This is a genomic window from uncultured Thiocystis sp., assembly GCF_903866365.1.
Lineage (GTDB): Bacteria > Pseudomonadota > Gammaproteobacteria > Chromatiales > Chromatiaceae > Chromatium.
Genome location: NZ_CAIPNF010000310.1, coordinates 47318 through 67495, shown reverse-complemented (window position 1 = coordinate 67495; position 20178 = coordinate 47318). Strand labels below are relative to the sequence as shown.

Here is a 20178-nt window from a genome sequence, read left to right as displayed (position 1 = left end):
TCGCGTAGATCCTTGTATTTCATGATTTAAACCGCGCTCAGAATCGTCTTTGTCGTTACGAGTGATCGGCTGGGTTGAAAAGCTTGGCCGATCGCCGCCATGGATACGGTTTAGTCAACGATTTCAAAGGTTTTTGGGAAATCTGGAACCAGGCTGGAATGAATCAATGCGCCATGAGCGTCGAAAAACGTCATGTTTCCAGGTTCGTTGCACACCCAGAACTCAAGCGCGCCTGACTCGATGTAGAGCAGCCGCTTCTCTTGCATTTCGCCATCCGTGTTGCTTGCTGACGCGACTTCGATGCAGATCTCCGGTGCAATCGAACACTCGGTCTCATGTTGGATCAGCTTGAAACGTTGCCGCGACGCCCAGGCGACATCCGCGACCTTTGTTCCTTTCGATGTTTTGATGGCGCATTCGGCAAGAACCACTCCGTTGTCGGGCAACAGCCGGACGATTCGTCCCTGAAACGCGGAGTGATAGACCTTGACTGGCGACATCAGAATCTGTCCCCTTTCATTGAGTTCGATCTTGAAGGGCAGGTTCTGGAGGTTGGGGTGTTCGCAAACGTCTTGCCATTGCATCAGTAGACCCGAACCGGACGCGGCCGTCTCGTCGTTAAAAAATGGACAGGATTAACAGGATATTCAGGATGAAAGGTATAAAAGCCCCCGCGCGGATAGGCTTGCTAGCTGTTCCAACTGTTCGATACCCGCGCCATGCCATCGACTTGCGAGCCGTCGGTGCGGCTGGCGCTTGGCTCAAGCCGCCCGCTTGTTTTCAACAAAGTCCGCGTATCGGTACAGGGTCTTGGGTTCGATGTCCACGCGGCCATGCAGAAACTCCAAACACCCCCACTCCGGATCGATGCGCGCGGTCTGCACCTCGCCTAACCCGACATGCTGACCGATCAAGTCCTAGTGACCGTCGATCAGATTCAGGTTCTCCAGTTCCATCACGGCCTGATATGGACATCTGACGTGACGTTCTCGCTGACCCCTTGATAAAGTCCTTTAATTATGCGGGATAACCGAAGGGGCATGTATGGATATCACATTGGATGGCTATAGTCACCATATTTGATATGAATATGAGGCGGCGGATGTTCACGGTCAATCAAGTACATCCTGATGACCACAACGACAAGCCCTGCCCTTTTAGGGCGGGGATCTTCTATTCTATCGTGCATGGAAACACAGACCAAAACGCTCTCGGTGCGGATTCGCGACAAGCACGCGACGTTGTTGCGGCAACTGGCGTTTGCAGTGAATCAGGTCTGGAATGCCGCGAATGCGGAATCGGCCGAGTTTTCCAGGATTCCAATTCCGGGTGACGGCTGGATCAATGGCGGCACCTCCGCGTTCGATCTGTAAAAGTCACTGCAAGCGATGCGCGCCGAGCGCGCGTCCTCGCTGCGCTCGCACACCAATCAGGAAGTCATCGCCGAACACGCCAAGAAGCGCAAGCAGTTCAAGAAGAACAAGCTGCGCTGGCGGTGCTCGGGCGGCCCGAAGCGGGCACTCGGCTGGGTACCGTTCAAGACCGGATCGGCGGTCTGGAAAAACGGCCAAGTGCGCTACCACGGCCAGTTCTTCAAGGTCTGGGACAGCTACGGCTTGAGCCAGTACGACTTTCGCTCTGGTTCGTTCTCCGAGGATGCGCGGGGACGCTGGTATTTCAATGTTGTGATCGAGGTTCCGATCCAGCACAACGGCCAAACGTCGGCGGTCGGGATCGATCTCGGGTTGAAAGACTATGCCATCTCTTCCGATTTAGAAAATGTCGAACTGTTACAAAGCATCTTACCCCCGCAGGACATCGGCGTTGATCGCGCGCAGCACCAGACTGCGGAATTTCTTGGCGCGGAGCAGGTCGCTGTCGGTCCAGGGTTCGGAATGGCCCGAGGTGGTCTCGATCCAGCGATCGAAGGAAGAGCGCGGCGACAGGTGTTGACTTTGCTCGTCGAAGCAGACGTCCTTGCGCGGATCGCCGGCCCAGTAGACGGTGCGCGGCTGCTCGGGTCGCCACCAGAGAAAGACGCGCTCGCCACGCCCGCCCGCAGGGTCGAAACGACCGGCGCGCACCGCCAGCAGTCCGCTCGCGCGATCGGCATAGTCCGTGGCGGGGTAAAACAGATTGGGTAGCGCGTCGGTGGAAAAGACCTGATCGCTAAGGCCGGTGCGCAGCCACTCGACCTGGGCCTGGATCTCCGGCCGGGTGGGCGTGATTCCGAAGGTCACGATCTGGTTGCCGTCGACGAGCGCGGCGCCCTCGGCGGCGACCAGCGACAGGAGCGCGCGGCCGAGGATCGGGCCGGGATTGAACCTGGGAGCGCCAAACGCGGTTGATCGGCGATGGCTTTCGGCATCGCGCAGGGCGTCGAGCAGGCGCGAGATCTCCCGGTCGCTGCCGCTCACCTCCATCAGACGACGGTTGTTCTGATAGCCCCCGATGGAGAGCGTGAAGACTTGAGCCATCTCGGCGCAACGCTCGCGCACCGGTAACGGCAGGCTGCGTGACTCGTGATGATGACAGGCAATGAGCCCCCACAGCCGTCCGTACAGGATCAGCGAGAAGGAGAGCGACGCCGTGACGCCCATGTTCCGCAGATAGGCGAGATGGACCGGCGAGACGGCGCGCAGATCCGACAGGGCGAGATCGGCGATCGCCCCCTCGTCACCCTTGATCGGCACCGGCTCGGCGCCGATGTCGGCGATCTGACGGTGCCGATTATTGAGATACAGCGTCCGTGCGATCTGCGGGATGTCCGATGCGGGATAGCGCAGTCCGAGGTAGGGCGAGAGACCGTCGGCCAGGCTTTCGCTGATGACCTCGCCGCAGCCGTCATCCCGGAAACGGTAGATCATGACGCGCTCGAAGCCGGTGGCGGTGCGCAGTTCGTTGGCCAGATATTGGCACTGCTGCTCCCATTCCAGTTCGTTGTAGGGCATCCGATACAGACGATGCGGCACCGGCCGATCGGCCTCGTGCGCTCGCGTGGGCGGCAGGGAGGTCTCCAGCTCCAGCAGCCAGTTCTGTTCGTTGCAGGACAGCAGCCCGTCCAGGTTGCCGCGCGGACCGCCGAGCAGATTGCGATACAGCCGCTTTTCGGCGGACGGCCACAGCCAGGCCTCGTCCGCAGCGGTCTCGGTCGGGGGCGGAACGCCCGGCAGGATGGCCGCGAGCGGCTGGCCGATCACCGAATCGCACCCCTGTCCGATCCAATCGGCAAGATTGGCGCTGGCAAAGCGGATCCGCGGATCGCCGGTCATCCCGCCGAGCAGTGCGCCGTCGGGCTGGATGGCCTGGACGCGATGCAATTGCTCGCGTTCGCACTCGGCCAGAAAACCTTGCAGTGAAAGCTCGCTCATGGATCGGTCCTCAAACTGAGCCAGTCGGCGACGAGACATCGGCCGGCGGTGAAACGGCGTGCGTGATGGGATGCGTCGTTTTCAGCCATCCGTCAGGTTGGCATTAACCACCTGGCGTCGGCACAGATCTAATATAAAGTAGTCGAAATTCAATCGTTAAACCGCGTCAGCGGCATGCCGAGCCCCTGGGATTGCCGAGTTGTACTCGGCTCTTCAACCGTCAGGTTGGAGCGACAAGAGCGAGTGCAATTTGGTGATACCAGACTTCCCGTAAGCAATTCCGGGATTGGCTCTAAGCCGCGTCCGGCATCCACTGCCGTTGTCTCGGCTTTGCGCGACCATTTTTACACATCGGAGCGTTCCGGGGAGCTGATTCATCCGCGTATCCTGCAGAAGAGCGTAAATCCGAGATAATCGGGTAAGATCCTCCCGGACACTCCTCTAAACCGACGCACAAACGACGATTATCCCACTGGACGCGGTTTCATGACCCAATCCCGCCCATCCCGCGCCATCCGCATCGACACCCAGCCGCGCCGTCCCTTTCGCGGACCCGCCGGCTGGATCGAGGGTCTCGGCCTGGCCGGACTGGCGCTCCTGAGCTGTGGCGGTCTCTATCTGCGCATTCTCGCCGGCCGGTCGCGTCTGGATCTGCCAGCCTTTGCCGCCTCGCTGCGTCAGGCCGGGCTGTCCATTCTGCCTGCGATCACCCTGACGAGCGTGGCGGTCGGTCTGATTCTCGGTCGCCAGACCCAGAGGATTCTGGATCAGTTCGATCTGCCGGGGCTGGTGCTGGTCTCGGTCATCCATGCGGTCGTGATGGAGTTCGTGCCCATCCTGGTCGGGATTCTGGTGGCCGGGCGCGCCGGGGTGGCGCTGGCGGTGCGCCAGGCCACGCTCACGGTCAGCGGCGAGATGGACGGGTTGCTGGCGAACGGCATCGATCCCATCCGCTTCACCCTGGGGCCGGTGCTGCTGTCGATGCTGCTGATGAGTTTCGCCTTCGCGGTCTGGGGGAGTCTGGTCACCCTTGGCGCCACCGGGCTCTGGCTCTGGGGCCGGGCGGAGCTGCCGCCGGCGCTCTTTCTGGATGCGCTGATCCGCGCCCTGAGCCCCGGCGATCTGCTGGAGGCGGTGATCAAACCGATGCTCTTCGCCCTCTTGATCGGGCTGATCGCGACCGTGAACGGAACCGCGGCGGGCCGCGATCCGCAAGGCATCGCGCAGGCCGCGACCCGCACCATGATCGGCGCCGTCGCCGCGATCCTGTTCGCGGATCTGCTCGCGATCCTGCTGCTGCGCGGTTGAGCGGGGCGCGCGATGACGGAGGCACTGGAACTCGACGGGATTTATCAGCATGTGAAGGGACGCATGGCGCTCATGGATCTCCGGCTGCGTCTCGCCGAGGGCGACTGGCTCTTGGTCGTGGGGCCGAATGGCGCCGGTAAAAGTCTGCTGGTCCGCCTGATTCTCGGGCTCGATCGCCCGTCTGCGGGGGTCGTCCGGGTCCTGGGCAAGGATCTGGAACGGCTCGACGGACGCGCCATGCAGCGTCTGCGGCACCAGACCGGGGCGGTGCTCCAGGGCGGCTCCCTGCTGGCGAGCGCCACGGTGCTGGAAAATCTGCTGCTGCCGCTGCGCGACACTGCCATGACCCGCAAGGATATGGCCCGCGCCGCGCGGCTGGTGATGACCCTGCTGCAACTCGACGGGCTCGACAATCATCCGCCGCGCGCGCTCTCGCTGGGCCAGCAGCGTCAGGTCGAACTGGCGCGCGCGCTGATCCACCAGCCCCGACTGCTGATCTGGGACGGACTCTCGGATGGGCTGGATCTCACCGCCATCCGCGAGACGCTGGAGCGACTGGGCAAACTTCGGGAGAACCGCAAACTGACACTCATCGCTACCGACAACCGACCGGAGATTCTGGCCGAGGCCCGGCATCGGGTCGCGGTGCTGGATCGCGGCCGGCTGCTGTTCGAGGGACCGGCGACCGATCTGGCTGCCGCCAGCGCGTCGCGCCTGGAACTGCGCTCCGCCCTCTGGGGGCAACCATGAACCTAAAAAGCGCGGTCGAACCGCAAAGAACACAAAGAACGCGAAGGACTTTAAGGTCTCGTCTCGACGAGAAGATTCACCTAGGCGATTTCCGGCAAACGTCTTGCCCATTGAGAGACGAGGAATGGACAGGATTCACAGGATTTCTCAGGATGAACAGGATGATAAGGCGTTGTTTTTAAATCCTGTCAATCCTGAAACATCCTGTGAATCCTGTCCATTTGAAGCTTTGATTCTGGTACAGACTTTCCCGGAAATCGCCTAAGGGGTGACTGTCGTGCGCATTGCAAGGCATTGTTTTTTCTTTTCGTCCTTTGCGCCTTTGCGGTTCCAAATGCCGGACTTAGGATGAACGTGGACGACGATCCATCCAGCCACCGTCTGGAGCGTCTCTACGCGCCGCCGGAAATCGGCGCGCCCGGCAAACGCCAGGCGCGCGCGCAACGTCGGGATCTCTTTCTGGCGGGGCTGTTCGTGCTGACCATGGCGGCGGTCCTCGTCGGCGCGCTGGCCCTGCTGCTACCGGGTCTGTTCGGGCGCGGCTATCGGGTGGACGCCTATTTTCTGGAGGCCAATGGGCTGGAGGTTGGGATTCAGGTCATCCAGGAAGGCTATGTTATCGGGCTGGTGGAACGGGTGACGCCGGTGTTTCCGGGGCGGGATGCCGACCTCCAGGGCGCGTCCCTCAAGGCCGGGGCTGGGTACTGCCCCCCGTCCGCCGACGCGCCTCCCCGTCATCCCGCGCTCCCCTGTTTTCGGGCCACCCTGCGGATCCGGGACGCCTGGCCGGTGCCCCGCGACAGCGTCGCGCAACTGGGTAGCGCCGGTCTGCTCAAAGGGGATGCCATCAAGATCCGGCCGGGGCAGGCGCTCGATCTGCTGGCGGATGGCGCGGTCATCGACGCCCAGGGGCGGGAGGCGGATCTGCTGGCCCAGGTTGGAAACCTGACCGACACGCTCAAGACCCTGGTCGACGAGACCGTCGCCCCGGCGCTGATCAGTCTGCGCGATCAGATCAAGACCATCGAGACCCTGATCGGCACGGGCGAGGATCAGGGCGACAATCGCGCGCGGCTCGCGGGCGCCTTCGAGAATCTGCGGGAACTCTCGGAACGGCTCAAGGAGTCGATCGATCCACAGGCCATCGCGGCGATCCTGGCGTCGGTCCGGACCCTGTCCGAGAATCTGGCCGGGATGACCGCGGAATTCAGCGGAAGCACCGACGATCTGCAACGCGCGGTGACGAATTATGGCGAACTGGCGGTGGATCTTCGCGCACTGGTGCGGGACAACCGGCCCGCGCTGCAACGCACCCTGGACGATACGCAGTTTCTGCTGCAGGAACTCGCCACCGCCCTGACGCCGATCCTCACCAACATCGAGGACGCGACCCGCAACCTCTCCGCCCTATCGCGCGAACTGCGCGCCGATCCCGCGACGATCCTCAAACGCCGCGAAATCGAGGAGAAGACGCCGTGGTTTCAGTAAGCCCGTTGGCCATCGCCGGGCGCCGCGTCGCCCTGCGTCATCGGTGGTATGCCCTCTCTCTGGCGCTCCTGGCCCTCGGCGGCTGCGGCTCGTCCGCGCCGCTCCAGCGCGACCGTTTCTATGCCCTGGAGCCGCCGCCGTCCATTCAGGCGCCTGGAAACGCCGCGACACCGGCCATTCTGCAGGTCAACCATCTGGCCGCGCGGGGGTTTCTTGGCGGACGGCAGATCGTCTACCGCGATCATCGCCAGCCGCCGCGGGTCGAGCGTTACGAGGAGCTGCTTTGGGAAGACCCCGTGCCGCGGGCCATGTCCCAAGTCCTGGTCAGCGCGATTCGAGATGCCGGCCTCTGTCGTGTCGTGGCGATCCCGGCGGATCGGGCGCGGGCGGACTATCTGCTCGGCGGCGAGGTGGAACGCTTCGAACATCGACCCACCGAGCAGCCGCCGCGCGTGGTCGCGGTACTGAACCTGTCGCTGGTCAGCGCGCGCGACCGCCATGCGGTCTGGACCCGCCGTTACAGCGGGGAGGAGCCTGTCCAGGCCGCGACCCCGGACGCCATGGCGGAGGCATTCAACCGACTTGCCGGGCGTCTGGCCGGCGAGGTGGTGCGCGATCTGCGAGGCGTGCGATGGCGGCTCGACCCATGACGAGAAAACCGCTCCGACGATCCCCGCCGAGGGCGATACGGAACATGAGGACACCGCGCATGAGGCGATGCCAGGGCTTGCTCATTCTTCTCGTCGTCGGCGCGTCCGGCGCGCCAGCCGCGGAGTTACCGCTCTGGGAGATCGGTGTCGGTGGGGGTGTCATCCAGATCCCCGATTATCGCGGCTCCAGCGCCACCGGCATCTATCCCTACCCCTTTATCCTGCCAGTCTATCGTGGCCGTTCTCTCCAGGCCGACGAGGAGGGCATCAAGGGGATCCTGAGCGAAACCGATCGCCTGCGTCTTGATGTCAGCGTCTACGGCAATGTGCCTGTCCGCGGCGACAATGAGGCACGCGCCGGGATGGACGCACTGGATCCGACCCTGGAGATCGGTCCGATGTTGCGCTATAAGGCGTGGAAATCGTCGAACCAACGCCAGTCGGCGATCGTCGACCTGCCGCTCCGGTTCGCGTTGTCGGTCGGCGACGGCCTGGATGCCGTTGGCTACGCGGTGACGCCCAGGGTTTCCTATCGGAGTCAGGTCAATGCGTTCGGCAGGCCATGGCGCTGGTCCTTCAGCGGCGAGGCGCTCTGGGGTTCCTCGGGTCTGCATCGCTATTTTTACCAGGTCGACCCGGCGGACGCGACTTCCTGGCGGCCTGCTTACCAGGCCGAGGCCGGTTTCGGCGGCACCCGCTTTCGCGCCAGCCTGAACCGTCGCGACCCGGATCGGCTGGTCAGTTTCTATGCCGTCTACGACAATGTGCGGGGGGCGGTCTTCGAAGACAGTCCGCTCGTCGAGCGGCGCGACGGATGGACCCTTGGCTTCGTCGTGACCTGGTTGCTGTTTCGCTCCGACGATCTGGTGAAGGTCAGACAGTGGGAATGGAATACCGAATAGCCCATGATCGCCCATGATGAATCCTGGTATTTGGAGAAGACGAAGAGCGATGAAGATGGACCGGGACGGACGGGGCCTTGGCAATCGCGCGCAGCTCTTGCCGAGCGATCCGCGGGAACCGACGGAGGATGCGGAGGGCGCGGACCCGGGTCTGCTCGCCGAGATCCGCCATGGTCCGCGTCATGTTCGCGATCCCGCGGATCCACGGCGCATCGTGATCGGTACTCCACCGATTCCGATGGGCCGCGCGTCGGGCCACGAGGTCTGGCGCCTTCCTCACGCCACCGAGGCGGGCTGGGCCGACGATATCGGCTATGTGTTCGGCGGGGACTTTCTGTTCGCGCATCTGCTGGTTCCCGAGCCTGTCGGAGCGGATTTGGCGCGCCTGACCCACCAGGCTTACGCTCGCCTGCTGACATTTGTTCGCGGCAGCCGCTATCCCCATCCGCTGCGCGTGTGGAACTACCTGTCCCGCATCAACGCCTATGAGCGGGGTGTCGAACGTTATCAGGCGTTCTGCCGGGGCCGGGCCACGGCTTTGACGGAGGGAGCGGTGCCGGAGTCCCGCTTTCCGGCGGCCACCGCGATCGGTTGCGACGCGCCGGGCCTGTCGATCCATCTGCTGGCCGGCCGCCAGCCGGGAACGCCAATCGAAAACCCTCGCCAGCTCAGCGCCTATGCGTATCCCCTGACCTACGGCCGGCGCTCGCCATCCTTTGTCCGCGCCATGCTCTATGACGGCCCTCAACACTCGCGGGAGCTTGCCATTTCCGGCACCGCGAGCATCGTCGGCCATGTCACGATGCATCCGGGGCAACTCCAGCGGCAGTTGCGCGAGACCATTCGCAATCTCGACAGCGTGATGCGCGGCGCGCGCGCCCTTTCCCCGCGACTCAGTCGCCTCCATCCCGTTTGGCTCAAGGTCTACCTGCGCGACCCCGACCGGGTGCGCGAGGTGGACGCCGTGCTGCGTGCCTGGGCCGGCGAGGATTCCAGTCTCCTCTATCTGCGCGGGTCGATCTGTCGTCGTGACCTGGAGATCGAGATCGAGGGGCACGGCGCGGTTTCACGGCCGGATCGCGACGATCCCGCGCGCGCCGAGAGAGATCCGCCAGTCGGCCAGCAAGACCCATCAGCCACCAAATAGAAGGAACCATCCATGGATCGCCCGGCAGTCAAACCGACCCTCTCTCCGCATCCCGTGCTCTCCGACCACTATCGGGCGGCGGAAGACCGGGTCGATTATATCCGACGCCTGTTCGACCGCACCGCGTCGAGCTACGATCGCATCAATGCCTGGATGAGCCTGAACCGAGGTGAGCGTTATCGTCGGGACGCGATGATTCGAGTCGGCATCCGGCCCGGTCAATCGGTGCTCGACTGCGCCTGCGGTACCGGCGTCCTGGCGGCGCATGCGCAAGCCCTGGTGGGTGTCGAGGGCGAGGTCATCGCGCTTGACCCGAGCCTGCCAATGCTCGCCGTCGCCAACGCGCGGGGCGTCCGGCACCGGGTGGCCGGGATCGCCGAGCAACTGCCGCTGGCGGATCGGAGCGTCGATCTGATTACCCTGGGCTACGCGCTCCGCCACGTCGCGGACCTCGGCATCGCCTTCGCCGAATTCGCGCGCGTGCTGCGTCCGGGCGGCCGACTGCTCATCCTGGAAATGGTGCCGCCAACCTCCAGGCTGGGCTATCGGCTCGCCCGGTTCTACCTGAAAGACCTGGTGCCGATGGCCGCGTCCCTGGTCACGCGCAACCGCGAAGCCCGTCGGCTGATGCGCTATTACTGGGATACCGTGGATCAATGCGTGGCGCCGGAGGTGGTCATGGACGCCTTGCGGGAGGCCGGATTCCAGAACGTCGCCCGCGCGGTGCGGTTGGCCCTTCTGAACGAATACACGGCGTCCGTTCCATAAAGCCATACAAGAATCGCTGGTCTCGCCGGGCGCGGTTGCCCCAAGCGGTCGGGCAATCCATAATGGCGATCTTGACGCGGTTTAGAGACAGTGCGGTATGGTATGGCAGAACAACCGATAGCCTCGCGGCCCGCGATCGAAGAGGTCGAGCGGCTGGTGATCCAGGCCCTGCGGCTGGAGGACGTGGGCATCACGAAGATCGATCCGGACGAGGCCCTCTTCGGCGACGGTCTTGGACTGGACTCGATCGACGCGCTTGAACTCGCGCTGGCCGTCACCCGCGAGTACGGCGTGACCATCAGCTCCGATCATCCGGAGATCCAGCGGATCTTCTCCTCGCTCACGCATCTGACGGCGTACATTCAGGATCGACGAACGGACTGATCCCGATGCTGGCGCCGGTGCTTCTCTTCCTCGCGATTGCCTACCCCCTCGTCAGCCATCTTGGGGCTGTGTACAACGCCCCCGCCGTCCCCCTGCTGTGGTTGAGTCTGGTGCTGGCGGGCGGTTTACTGGCCGGCTCCCGGTCGCCTCTGATGCTCGCACTCGCGCCGCTGTGTCTGGCCGCGGCGATTCTCGGGCCTGCGCATGGCCATGCCGACTGGCTGTCCCGGCTACCGCCCGTGGCCATCTGCCTCGGTCTGGCCTGGATCTTTGGCCGTACCCTGCTGCCGGGCCGCACCCCGCTGATCTCCAGCATCGGCGAGCGGATGCGCGGCGCGCTGCCGGAGAGGGTCGCCCGTTATGGGCGTCGTCTCACCCTTGTCTGGACTCTGTTTCTTGGCCTGTTGGGGCTGGAGTGTCTGCTGCTGGGGCTGTACGCCTCGCCGTTCTGGTGGTCGCTGTTCGCCAATTTCATCAATTATCTGCTGATCGCACTCCTTTTCGTGCTGGAGTATCCGATCCGCCGGCGGGTGCTGGGCGACCTGGAACCCACCTCTTTCCTCGATTCGTTGCGCGGCTCGCTGCGCGTCCACTCGTCCTGACCGAGCGAGCGCGACGCCGTGACAAAGACGCTCGATCCACTGCCGCTGCTGCCCGGATGTCAGGCTGACCGCCCCCTGTTTCTGACCGGCGCGGGGTCGAGCGCGCGCGTGATCTCCCACGCGGCATTCGTGTCCGGGGCCGCGGCCCTGAGCCGGACACTGCCGGCATCGCGTTACCTGATCAATCTCTGCAATGACCGCTACCTGTTCGCGCTTGGATTCGCCGCCGCGCTGATGCGCGGCGCGATCAGTCTCTTCCCGCCAAACCGACTGGTCGAAACCGCCCACGCAATCGCCCGCGACTATCCCGGCGCCACCTGTCTCGGCGACGCGCCCGTGGACGGGCTGAGGCTTCCGTTCCAGCTCATCGAAGAGCCGGTCGCGGATCGGTCCGCCGACGCGCCGCCGACCCAGATCGAGGCCGCTCGCGAAGCCTTCGTCATCTTCACCTCCGGCAGTACCGGCCGCCCCCTGCCTCACCCCAAATGTTGGGGCGACCTCGTAAGCTGCGCCCGCGTGGCGGCGCGTCGCTTCGGCTTCCGCCCCGAGCATGGCATCGTCGCCACCGTGGCGCCCCAGCATATGTACGGCCTGGAACTGTCGATCCTGGTGCCCTTCGCCATCGGCGCCCAGGTCGCCGCGGCGCGTCCTTTCTTCCCCGCCGACATCCGCGCCGCGCTGAGCGACCTACCCGCGCCGCGTATCCTGGTGACGACGCCGGTCCATCTCGCCGCCTGTATCGAGTCCGGTCTCGCCTGGCCCGATCTGGACATGGTTATCTCGGCGACCGCGCCGCTGCCGCGGGCGCTGGCGGAACGGGTCGAGTCCTGTCTGTCCACGCGCGTCCTCGAAATCTACGGCAGCACCGAGACCGGCTCGATCGCCAGCCGCGAGACCTGCCGCGATCCGCTCTGGCGCTGGTACGAGAGCGTGCGGACACGGCGCGACGGCGAGCGCCTGAGCGTCATGGCCGACTTCCTGCCCGCGCCGGTGGAACTCGCCGACGTGCTGGAGTTTGAAGCCAATGGCGGTTTTCGACTGGTGGGGCGTGCCTCCGAGATGGTCAAGGTCGCTGGCAAACGTGCGTCGCTGGCCGATCTGAATCTGAAGCTGAACGCCATCGACGGCGTGCGCGACGGCGTCTTCGTTGCTTTGGAACCGGGCGAGGACCAGGTCGGGCGGCTCGCCGCGATCGTCGTCGCTCCCGGTTTGGATCGACCGTCGATCATCGCCGGTCTGGCGGGGCACCTCGATCCGGCCTTTTATCCGCGCCAGATTCTGTTTGTCGCTCATCTGCCGCGTAACGAGACCGGCAAACTGCCCAGGCGGGATTTGCTGCGGCTGCTGCGGATCGCTCCGGATGACGACGCCCATGACGCGGACTGAGCGCATCGACATCCCGCTGCGTCATCCGGTGTTCGATGGTCATTTTCCGGGTCATCCCATCGTGCCGGGGTCGCTGCTGCTCGATCTCGTCCTGGCCGCCTGGAACGGCCCGCTTGTCTGCGTGTCGATCGTGAAATTCCACCGACCGGTGAGGCCCGGAGAATCCTTGACCCTGTGCTTCGCGCCCGCCGCCCAGGGGCCGGCGGTGCGTTTCAGGTGTCTGCGCGACCAGGAGCCGGTTTGCTCGGGGCTGCTGCTACCGAGCGTGACGCGATCCCCATGACGGCGCGGGCGAGAACCGAGTGGTCGACCCAGCGCGAGCGCAGCACCCGCTCGGCACTGCGTCTGATCCTCTGGATCGCGCTGCATCTGGGACGCGCGCCGGCACGCGCGCTGCTCTATCCGATCACGCTCTATTTCCTGCTCAAGGCCGGTCCTCAACGGCGTGCGTCGCGGCGCTTCCTGACGCAGGTGTTGGGCAGGCCCGCGCGGCTGCGGGAGGTCGCCCGCCACCTTCACAGCTTTGCCGCGACCATTCTCGATCGGGTTTACCTGCTCGCCGGACGCCGGGAGCTGCTGGACATCCGTCTGCATCGGCCGGAACTGGTCACCGACCGGGTCGCCGCCGGCCAGGGATTTCTGCTGCTCGGTTCCCATCTCGGCAGCTTCGAGCTACTGCGCGCGCTCGCCATCGAGGAGGCACGCATTCCGCTCAAGATCCTGATGTATCCGGCTCACAATCGGATCATCACCGAACTGCTGCATGCCCTGAACCCGACGATTGCCGATTCGGTGATCTCGCTTGCCTCGCCGCAACCGCTGCTAGCGGTCAAGGAAAGTCTCGATGCGCATGGTCTCGTGGGGCTGCTCGGCGATCGCTGCTTGCCCGGCGAGCCGGCGGCGATCTGCGACTTTCTCGGCCGCCGCGCGGCCTTTCCGAGCGGTCCGATGAGCCTGGCGGCAGTGACCGGGGCTCCGGTGATCCTGGCCTTCGGCATTTATCGCGGCGGCAACCGCTACGATGTCTCTTTCGAATTGCTCGCGGAACGGGTCGAACTGGAGCGGCGCGAGCGGACGCGGCGCGAGGCCTCGCTTCATGTCTGGGTGCAGCGTTACGCGGACCGGCTGGCGTACCACACCCGCGCGGCGCCTTACAACTGGTTCAATTTTTATGACTTCTGGGAGGATGACGATGCCTCGGCGCGGACGTCATAGCGTATTATTGGGTCATGCGGCGTCGCTCATCTTTCTGGGATTGAGTCTCTGCCCGACCCAGTCAGTCGCCACCTCCAGGCAACCGGTTGACGCGCAGGCGCTGATGAATCTGCTCGGTCGCGTCAAGCGGGTGGAAGTGGCCTACCAGGAAACGGTCGAATCGACCCTGATCGACATTCCGCTCGGCACGCGCGGTCGCCTGTTCTATCAGGCTCCGGCACGCATCCGCCGTCTCAGCGATCAGGGCGACGGCTTCGAACTTGACGGCGAGCGGATGCGGCTGATCTCCAGCGGGCGCGTCGTCAACGAATTCATGGTCTCCGACATCAAACCGCTGGAAGCCATGGTTGGCGCACTGCGCGCCACCTTTGCCGGTGACCTTGCGACGCTGCAAGCAAACTACCAACTGGATTACCAGATCGACCAGACGCATTGGTCTTTGGACATTGGCAGCAGGGAGGGGGCATTGTCGGGTCTGTTCGAGCGCATTCGGATCATCGGCGATGGCGCGACCATCGAGACCATCGAGATTCTGGAGCCTAACGGCGACCAGCGCTCGCTGCGCATGCAACTGCTGGCGCGCGAGCCGGTCGAGATCAACTGAACGATGCCGACGATCACGCGGCGCGCGGTGGTACTGACGGTCTGGCTCGCTGGTCTGGCGCTGCTGACGGTCTGGAATGGACTCAACCTGCGTCTGGGAACCGACCTGTCGCAGTTTCTGCCGCCGGGCGCATCGCAACAGGATCGGGTGCTGTTGTCGCAGGTGCGAGGCGGTGTCGCCGCCCGCACACTGCTGCTGCGCATCGGTGGCGAGCCTCCGACCGCAACCTCAGCGCCGGGCGACACTGAAGCACTGGCCGCGGCGAGTCGCTCACTGGCCGCGCGACTGCGCGGCGATGACAGCGTGACTCAGGTCATCAATGGCGAGCTGACCCTCGCGACATCCGCCCCCGATGCCGTCCTGTTCGGCTACCGCTATCTGATTGGTCCGCCAGACGCCTGTGTCGATGCGCTCGCCGCGCCAGCGCTGCACGCCGCACTGGAGGCGCGGCTGGCCGAGCTGGCCTCGGGCGTGGCCATGCTCGACAGGCCACACCTCGCCGCCGATCCCACCGCTTGCTACCGCCAACTGCTGCGCTCGCTGCTGCCAAGTCAGGTTCCGAACCGCCAGCATGGGGTCTGGTTCAGCCCGGACGAACGCCATGCACTGCTGGTCGTCGTCACCGCTGCGCGGGCCTCGGATCTGGCCGTACAACGGCGCGTGGTGGAGCGCATCCGCGGCGACTTCGCGGCCCTGCCGCAGAGCGCCGGTCTCAGGCTGGAACTCGCCGGCCCCGGCTATTTCGCGGTGAGCTCGGAGCAGCGGATCAAGACCGAAACCGTGGCGTTCAGCCTCGGCGCCAATGTCATCGTGGTCATCATCCTCGCGCTCGCGTTCCGTTCCACGACGCTGGTGCTGCTGGGGTTGCTGCCGCTGTTGAGCGGAGTCATGGTGGGCACGGCGCTGGTGTCATGGCTGTTCGGCTCAGTCCACGGCATCACGCTCGCACTGGGGAGCACGTTGCTTGGGGTCGCGATGGATTATCCGGTCCATGTCTATGCCCATGTCGCTGGCACCGGCGCCAGCTACGCCAAGCCGATCTGGCGCACGCTGTTACTGGGCATGACCACCACCGTCCTTGGCTATGCGGCGCTCGCCTGGACCAGTCTGGAGGGTCTGTCGCAGCTTGGCATTCTCGCGGCCGCCGGTCTGATCACCGCCGCCCTGACTTCCTGCTACCTGCTGCCTCAACTGATCCCGACGAGCTATCGGCTGCCTGAACAGCGCTGGCCCGTCGCGCTCCAGGCGCGGCTACCGCACTGGTCGCCGCGCGTCGGCGCCTGGCTCCTGCTGGCCAGCCTGACCGGGCTCGGCCTGGTGTTGCTGACGCAGGGCAGTCCCTGGGAAACGGATCTCCGCCGCTTGAGCACCGTTCCCGCCACCGAGATCGAGAAAGACAGTGCGATCCGCGCCCAGCTCGGCGCCTCGGACGTGGCGCGTCTGCTCTATGCCGTGGCCGACGATGAAGCGGGCGTCCTGGAACGCCTGGAAGCGGCGCTCCCCGATCTGCGGCAACTGGAAGCGCGGGGACTGCTCGCCGGTAGCGACAATCTCGCCCGCTGGCTGCCGAGCCCCGGTGCCCAGCAAGCGCGCCAGGCCGCCCTGCCGGAGCGCGCGTCGCTAGCCGCGACGCTGGCGGTCGCCAATGCGGGTCTGCCCTTCCGGCTCGAACGTCTCGCGCCTTTTCTCGACGACGTGGAACGCGCAAGGCACTTGGCGCCACTGCGGACCGCCGATCTCGCCAACGGTCCGATCTCGACGCGCGCGGCAATGCTGTTGCAGCCGTTCGACGGCGGTTGGCTTGGCCTGGTGCCGCTGGCGGGCGTCAACGGCGAGGCGGCAGTGACCGCGCTCCAGGCGCTGGCCACGCGCCATCGGCTCCAGTATCTGGATCTGCGGCAGGGCACCGCCGGGCTGCTGACTGGATTTTTCAACACGACCCTGGAGAAGCTGCCCATCGCGGCCCTCGCCATCGTCCTGGCGCTGGCGCTGGCGCTGCGCGATCGGTCGCGGCTCGGGCGGGTGCTGCTGCCGATCAGCATCGCCGTGGCGCTGACGTTCATGCTGCTGGTGCTGATCCACGGCAAGGTCAATTTATTTCATCTGGTTTCGCTGATCCTGGTCGCCGGGCTGAACATCGATTACAGCCTGTTTCTGGATCGCCCCTCCAGCGATGCCGCCGAGCGTCTGCGCACGCTCTTTTCGGTCACTGTCGCCGCGGTTCCCACCTTTACCGCGTTCGGCATGCTGGCGCTGTCGGCGATCCCGGCGCTGCACTCGATCGGGCTCACCGTCGCCATCGGTAGCTTCCTGGCCTATGCGCTGTCGCTATTGCTTGCGAGGGCCGAACCCATTGGTTAGAATCAATACACAGAAAGATTAAAGCCAGGCATCCCGCCAAGGCATGCAACGCATCAATCAACCGACCATGCCGATCGCGCCCGCCAGGGTTCGCGCCTATACCCTGACCACCGCGCTGGGCCAGGGCTGCAACCACCACATTCAAGCGCTCACCGACATGCGCCCGGGACTGCGCGCATCCACCATGAACGAAGCACCGGTTCCCGCGTGGGTCGGGATTGTCGATGCACTCGATGACACCCATTTGCCCGCCGATCTCGCCGAATTCGACTGCCGTAACAACCGCCTTGCTGAACTGACGCTTACCGGCGACGATTTCATTGCAAAGGTTCTCGCGGCACGGGATGCCTGGGGTCCGACCCGGATCGGTCTGTTCCTGGGCACCAGCACGTCCGGCATCCGGCACACCGAGCAGTGTTACCGGCGCCATTTCGAGCAGGGCACGCCCGGACTCGGCGACGACCTGCGTTTCGACTCCACGCATGCTTACGTCTCGCTCGCCGACTACTGCCGTCGCCGGCTCGGTCTGCGCGGGCCGGCCTGCGTGATCTCCACCGCCTGCTCGTCCGGCGCCAAGACCTTCGCGGCCGCTCATCGCGCACTGACCGCCGGACTCTGTGACGCGGCGATGGTTGGCGGCGTCGATACGCTCTGCCTGACGACCATCATGGGCTTTCATGCGCTGGGGCTCCTGTCGCCGCAGCCCTGCACGCCCTGGGGACAGGGGCGCGCTGGCATCAGTGTCGGCGAGGGTGCCGCCTTCGCGCTGCTGGAACTCACCGGCGCGGGCGAGGATCTCGCGCTGCTCGGCTATGGCGAGAGCACTGACGCCTACCACATCACCTCGCCCCATCCCGACGGAATCGGCGCCGAACTGGCGATGCGTTCGGCACTGGCAAGCGCGGGCCTGACCGCCGGCGAGATCGACTATATCAATCTGCACGGCACGGGCACCCCGGCCAACGATCTGTCCGAGGATCGGGCGGTGACGGCGGTCTTCGGCGCCGCCCCGATCGCCAGCGCGACCAAGGGCTGGACCGGCCATACCCTGGGCGCATCCGGCGCCGTCGAAGCCGTGCTGTCGCTGCTCTGTCTACAGCATGGACTGCTGCCCGGCACACTGAACACGACGACGCTCGACCCCGCGCTGTCGGTGCGACCGATCCGTCGCAGTCGGCGGCAACCCATCATGCGGGCGTTGAGCAATTCATTCGGCTTTGCCGGCAACAATTGCGCCCTGGTGTTCGGACGAATCTGATGCGTGTCGCGCTGCGCGAGGTCGGGATCGTCGGGCCGGGGCTCACCGACTGGACCAGCGCTCGCGCCGTGCTGCGTGGCGAGCGACCCTATGTCACCGCGCCAATCCAGGCGCGGCCACTGCTCGGATTGCCTGCCAACGAGGCCCGCCGCGCGACTCTCGCCACCCGGCTCGCACTGGATGCGGCCCGCCAGGCAACGACGGACACTGACCGCGCCCGACTGAGCAGCGTCTTCGCCTCATCCGATGGCGACATGAGCCTGATCGACAGCCTTTGCCGCGACATCTTTCAGCACTGCTTTCCGCCCTCGCCGACCGTCTTCCAAAATTCGGTGCACAATGCCGTCGCTGGTTACTGGTCCATCGCCGAGGGCTGTCGACAGCCATCCACGAGTCTCGCGGCCGGCGACGGAAGTTTTGCCGCCGGTTTGCTGGAAGCGGCCACTCAGGTGATCTGCACCGCTGGTCCGGCGCTGTTGGTCGCCTTCGACCAGCCCGCGCCGGAGCTGCTGCATCCTCATCGACCCTTTGGCTGCGCCTTTGCCTGCGCGCTGCTGCTGGAACCGGCGACGCCGGACACGGCGCTGGTCAGGCTCGATCTGGCGCTCCGCGCCGCCGATGATGGAAACACCCAAACGCCAATGCGAAACCCGGAGTTGGAAGCCATGCGTCGGAGGAATCCGGCGGCCCGCGCACTGCCGCTGCTGACGGCCATCGCCGCCGACCAGGATGCCGCCATTCAGTTGCCCTACTGGCCGGATCTGCGGCTTGATGTGCGTCTGAGCCGAGGCGCATGAGCATGCTGGACGACATCTACGCCCGGCTCCCGCATGCGGGCGGCATGTGTCTGCTGGAGGAGGTGCTTGAATGGGACGGGCAATCCATTCTCTGCGCGACATCCTCGCACCAGTTGCCGACCAATCCACTCCGCCGTCATGGCGCTCTGTCCGCTGTTCATGGCGTTGAATATGCGGCTCAGGCGGCGGCCGTGCATGGCGTGCTCTCCACGGCACTCGACGCAGGTCCGGTCCTGCTGCTGGGAGCGATCCGTGACCTGGAACTGACCGTCTCGCGACTCGATCAACTGGCCGCGCCGCTGAAGGTCGCGGCGCGCTTGGATGCCCGCCTCGGCGTCAACGTGATCTACCATTTCGAGCTGACTGCTGCTGGCCAGTCTTGCGCGCGTGGCCGCATCACGCTGATGCAGGGCGCCGGAGGCATGGCATGACAGACACCAGCGTGATCATCCCGGCCTTCAATGAGGCGCGGACCATCCGCGAGGTCGTCGCGGCCGTCCGCGGGCAAGCTGTCGACCGGGTCATCGTCGTCGATGACGGCTCCACGGACACCACCGCCGAGCTGGTGCGCGCGTCGTTGCGCGAAGGCACCAATCCGCCGCTGGAACTGCTCCAGCACCAGACCAATCTCGGCAAGGGTTTTGCCCTCCAGCGCGGCATCGCCCATGCCCTTGCCAGCGGCGCGCAACGGATTGTCACCATGGATGGCGATGGTCAGCACAGTGCCAGCGACATCCCGCGCCTGCTTCAGGCCGCGTCGCTGGATCCGGACGCCATCGTCATCGCCGCCCGCACCGAGGCCCGCGAACAGGCGCCGCCGTTGCGCCGCTTCGCCAACGAGGTTGCCGATTTCTGGATCTCCTGGGCCTGTGGGAGGCGGATCGAGGACACGCAGTCCGGCTTCCGGCTCTATCCCGCCGGGATTCTCGCGCGGCTGATTGCGCGACCGCGCGGCAATCAGGGCTTCGCCTATGAAACCGAGCTGTTGATCGATGCGGTGGCCGCCGGCGCCAGGGTGCGCCACGTCGCCATCGCGACCTGCTATCACCAGGATCTGCGTCCTAGTCATTACCGGCCCTGGCGCGATACCTGGAGCATCGTGCGGCTGGTCGGCGGCAAGCTGCTGCGCCGCGGCATGTACCCCTTGGGCCTGCTGCGCTCGCTGGGCTGGCGAAGCCGTCCGCGAT

General features: G+C 65.2%; 21 protein-coding genes and 1 pseudogene. 19 read left to right on the top strand and 3 right to left on the bottom strand.

Annotated elements, in window-relative coordinates:
- Positions 1–110: 110 nt before the first annotated feature.
- Together QZY07_RS17865 and QZY07_RS27530 are read right to left on the bottom strand one after the other, a co-directional pair.
- Positions 111–584 (bottom strand): Uma2 family endonuclease, encoded by a 474-nt coding sequence (locus QZY07_RS17865; RefSeq protein ID WP_295405622.1) that lies wholly within the window; start codon positions 582–584, stop codon positions 111–113.
- 467 nt (positions 585–1051) lie between these two features.
- Positions 1052–1126: a DUF4160 domain-containing protein gene (locus QZY07_RS27530; protein WP_363184443.1), complete on the bottom strand. Its 75-nt coding sequence runs from the start codon at positions 1124–1126 to the stop codon at positions 1052–1054.
- Positions 1127–1130: 4 nt separating this feature from the next.
- Between QZY07_RS27530 and QZY07_RS17860 the strand changes: the two genes are divergently transcribed.
- Positions 1131–1373 carry a hypothetical protein gene (locus QZY07_RS17860; RefSeq protein WP_295405620.1) on the top strand — a complete coding sequence of 81 codons (243 nt, stop codon included), beginning with the start codon at positions 1131–1133 and terminating at the stop codon, positions 1371–1373.
- Positions 1374–1802: 429 nt separating this feature from the next.
- Here the strand turns inward: QZY07_RS17860 and QZY07_RS17855 are convergent, their stop codons facing one another.
- Positions 1803–3371, bottom strand: a complete 1569-nt coding sequence (locus tag QZY07_RS17855; protein WP_295405618.1) for a GAF domain-containing protein — start codon at positions 3369–3371, stop codon at positions 1803–1805.
- Positions 3372–3857: 486 nt separating this feature from the next.
- Here QZY07_RS17855 and QZY07_RS17850 point away from each other — a divergent pair, with 486 nt between their 5' ends.
- The 18 genes and pseudogenes from QZY07_RS17850 to QZY07_RS17765 form a co-directional block, all read left to right on the top strand.
- Positions 3858–4679 carry an ABC transporter permease gene (locus QZY07_RS17850; protein ID WP_295405617.1) on the top strand — a complete coding sequence of 274 codons (822 nt, stop codon included), beginning with the start codon at positions 3858–3860 and terminating at the stop codon, positions 4677–4679.
- Positions 4680–4691: 12 nt separating this feature from the next.
- Entirely contained in the window at positions 4692–5429 is a 738-nt protein-coding gene (locus QZY07_RS17845; protein WP_295405615.1) for an ABC transporter ATP-binding protein, read from the top strand.
- A 348-nt stretch (positions 5430–5777) separates the two neighbouring features.
- Complete coding sequence (locus tag QZY07_RS17840) at positions 5778–6917, top strand: MlaD family protein (protein WP_295405613.1); 1140 nt, start codon at positions 5778–5780, stop codon at positions 6915–6917.
- Positions 6905–7567, top strand: a complete 663-nt coding sequence (locus QZY07_RS17835; protein WP_295405611.1) for an ABC-type transport auxiliary lipoprotein family protein — start codon at positions 6905–6907, stop codon at positions 7565–7567. The genes QZY07_RS17840 and QZY07_RS17835 overlap by 13 nt, the downstream gene beginning before the upstream one ends.
- Before the next feature lie 77 nt (positions 7568–7644).
- Positions 7645–8469 (top strand): MipA/OmpV family protein, encoded by an 825-nt coding sequence (locus QZY07_RS17830; RefSeq protein ID WP_295405608.1) that lies wholly within the window; start codon positions 7645–7647, stop codon positions 8467–8469.
- A 49-nt stretch (positions 8470–8518) separates the two neighbouring features.
- Positions 8519–9616, top strand: coding sequence for a hypothetical protein (locus QZY07_RS17825; protein WP_295405606.1), 1098 nt, complete (start codon positions 8519–8521; stop codon positions 9614–9616).
- 12 nt (positions 9617–9628) lie between these two features.
- Positions 9629–10384, top strand: a complete 756-nt coding sequence (locus tag QZY07_RS17820) for a class I SAM-dependent methyltransferase (RefSeq protein WP_295405604.1) — start codon at positions 9629–9631, stop codon at positions 10382–10384.
- A gap of 102 nt (positions 10385–10486) precedes the next feature.
- Positions 10487–10768: a phosphopantetheine-binding protein gene (locus tag QZY07_RS17815; protein WP_295405602.1), complete on the top strand. Its 282-nt coding sequence runs from the start codon at positions 10487–10489 to the stop codon at positions 10766–10768.
- Positions 10769–10773: 5 nt separating this feature from the next.
- On the top strand, positions 10774–11370 hold the full coding sequence (locus QZY07_RS17810; RefSeq protein WP_295405600.1) for a ketosynthase: 597 nt from the start codon (positions 10774–10776) through the stop codon (positions 11368–11370).
- A gap of 18 nt (positions 11371–11388) precedes the next feature.
- A complete protein-coding gene (locus QZY07_RS17805) occupies positions 11389–12756 on the top strand; it encodes an AMP-binding protein (protein ID WP_295405598.1) in 1368 nt (455 codons plus the stop codon).
- Entirely contained in the window at positions 12743–13039 is a 297-nt protein-coding gene (locus tag QZY07_RS17800; RefSeq protein WP_295405596.1) for a hypothetical protein, read from the top strand. The genes QZY07_RS17805 and QZY07_RS17800 overlap by 14 nt, the downstream gene beginning before the upstream one ends.
- On the top strand, positions 13036–13971 hold the full coding sequence (locus QZY07_RS17795; protein ID WP_295405628.1) for a lipid A biosynthesis acyltransferase: 936 nt from the start codon (positions 13036–13038) through the stop codon (positions 13969–13971). The genes QZY07_RS17800 and QZY07_RS17795 overlap by 4 nt, the downstream gene beginning before the upstream one ends.
- Positions 13949–14575, top strand: a complete 627-nt coding sequence (locus QZY07_RS17790; RefSeq protein ID WP_295405594.1) for a LolA-related protein — start codon at positions 13949–13951, stop codon at positions 14573–14575. The genes QZY07_RS17795 and QZY07_RS17790 overlap by 23 nt, the downstream gene beginning before the upstream one ends.
- A 3-nt stretch (positions 14576–14578) precedes the next feature.
- Positions 14579–16936, top strand: coding sequence for an MMPL family transporter (locus QZY07_RS17785; protein WP_295405592.1), 2358 nt, complete (start codon positions 14579–14581; stop codon positions 16934–16936).
- Positions 16937–16979: 43 nt separating this feature from the next.
- Positions 16980–18194 carry a beta-ketoacyl-ACP synthase gene (locus QZY07_RS17780; RefSeq protein ID WP_295405590.1) on the top strand — a complete coding sequence of 405 codons (1215 nt, stop codon included), beginning with the start codon at positions 16980–16982 and terminating at the stop codon, positions 18192–18194.
- Positions 18194–18991 (top strand): beta-ketoacyl synthase chain length factor, encoded by a 798-nt coding sequence (locus QZY07_RS17775; RefSeq protein ID WP_295405589.1) that lies wholly within the window; start codon positions 18194–18196, stop codon positions 18989–18991. The genes QZY07_RS17780 and QZY07_RS17775 overlap by 1 nt, the downstream gene beginning before the upstream one ends.
- Positions 18988–19422, top strand: coding sequence for a 3-hydroxylacyl-ACP dehydratase (locus QZY07_RS17770; protein ID WP_295405587.1), 435 nt, complete (start codon positions 18988–18990; stop codon positions 19420–19422). Before QZY07_RS17775 ends, QZY07_RS17770 begins: the two co-directional genes overlap by 4 nt.
- Positions 19419–20159, top strand: a pseudogene (locus QZY07_RS17765) (glycosyltransferase family 2 protein); the annotation flags it as partial. The gene QZY07_RS17770 and the pseudogene QZY07_RS17765, both read left to right, overlap by 4 nt.
- Between the last annotated feature and the right edge of the window lie 19 nt (positions 20160–20178).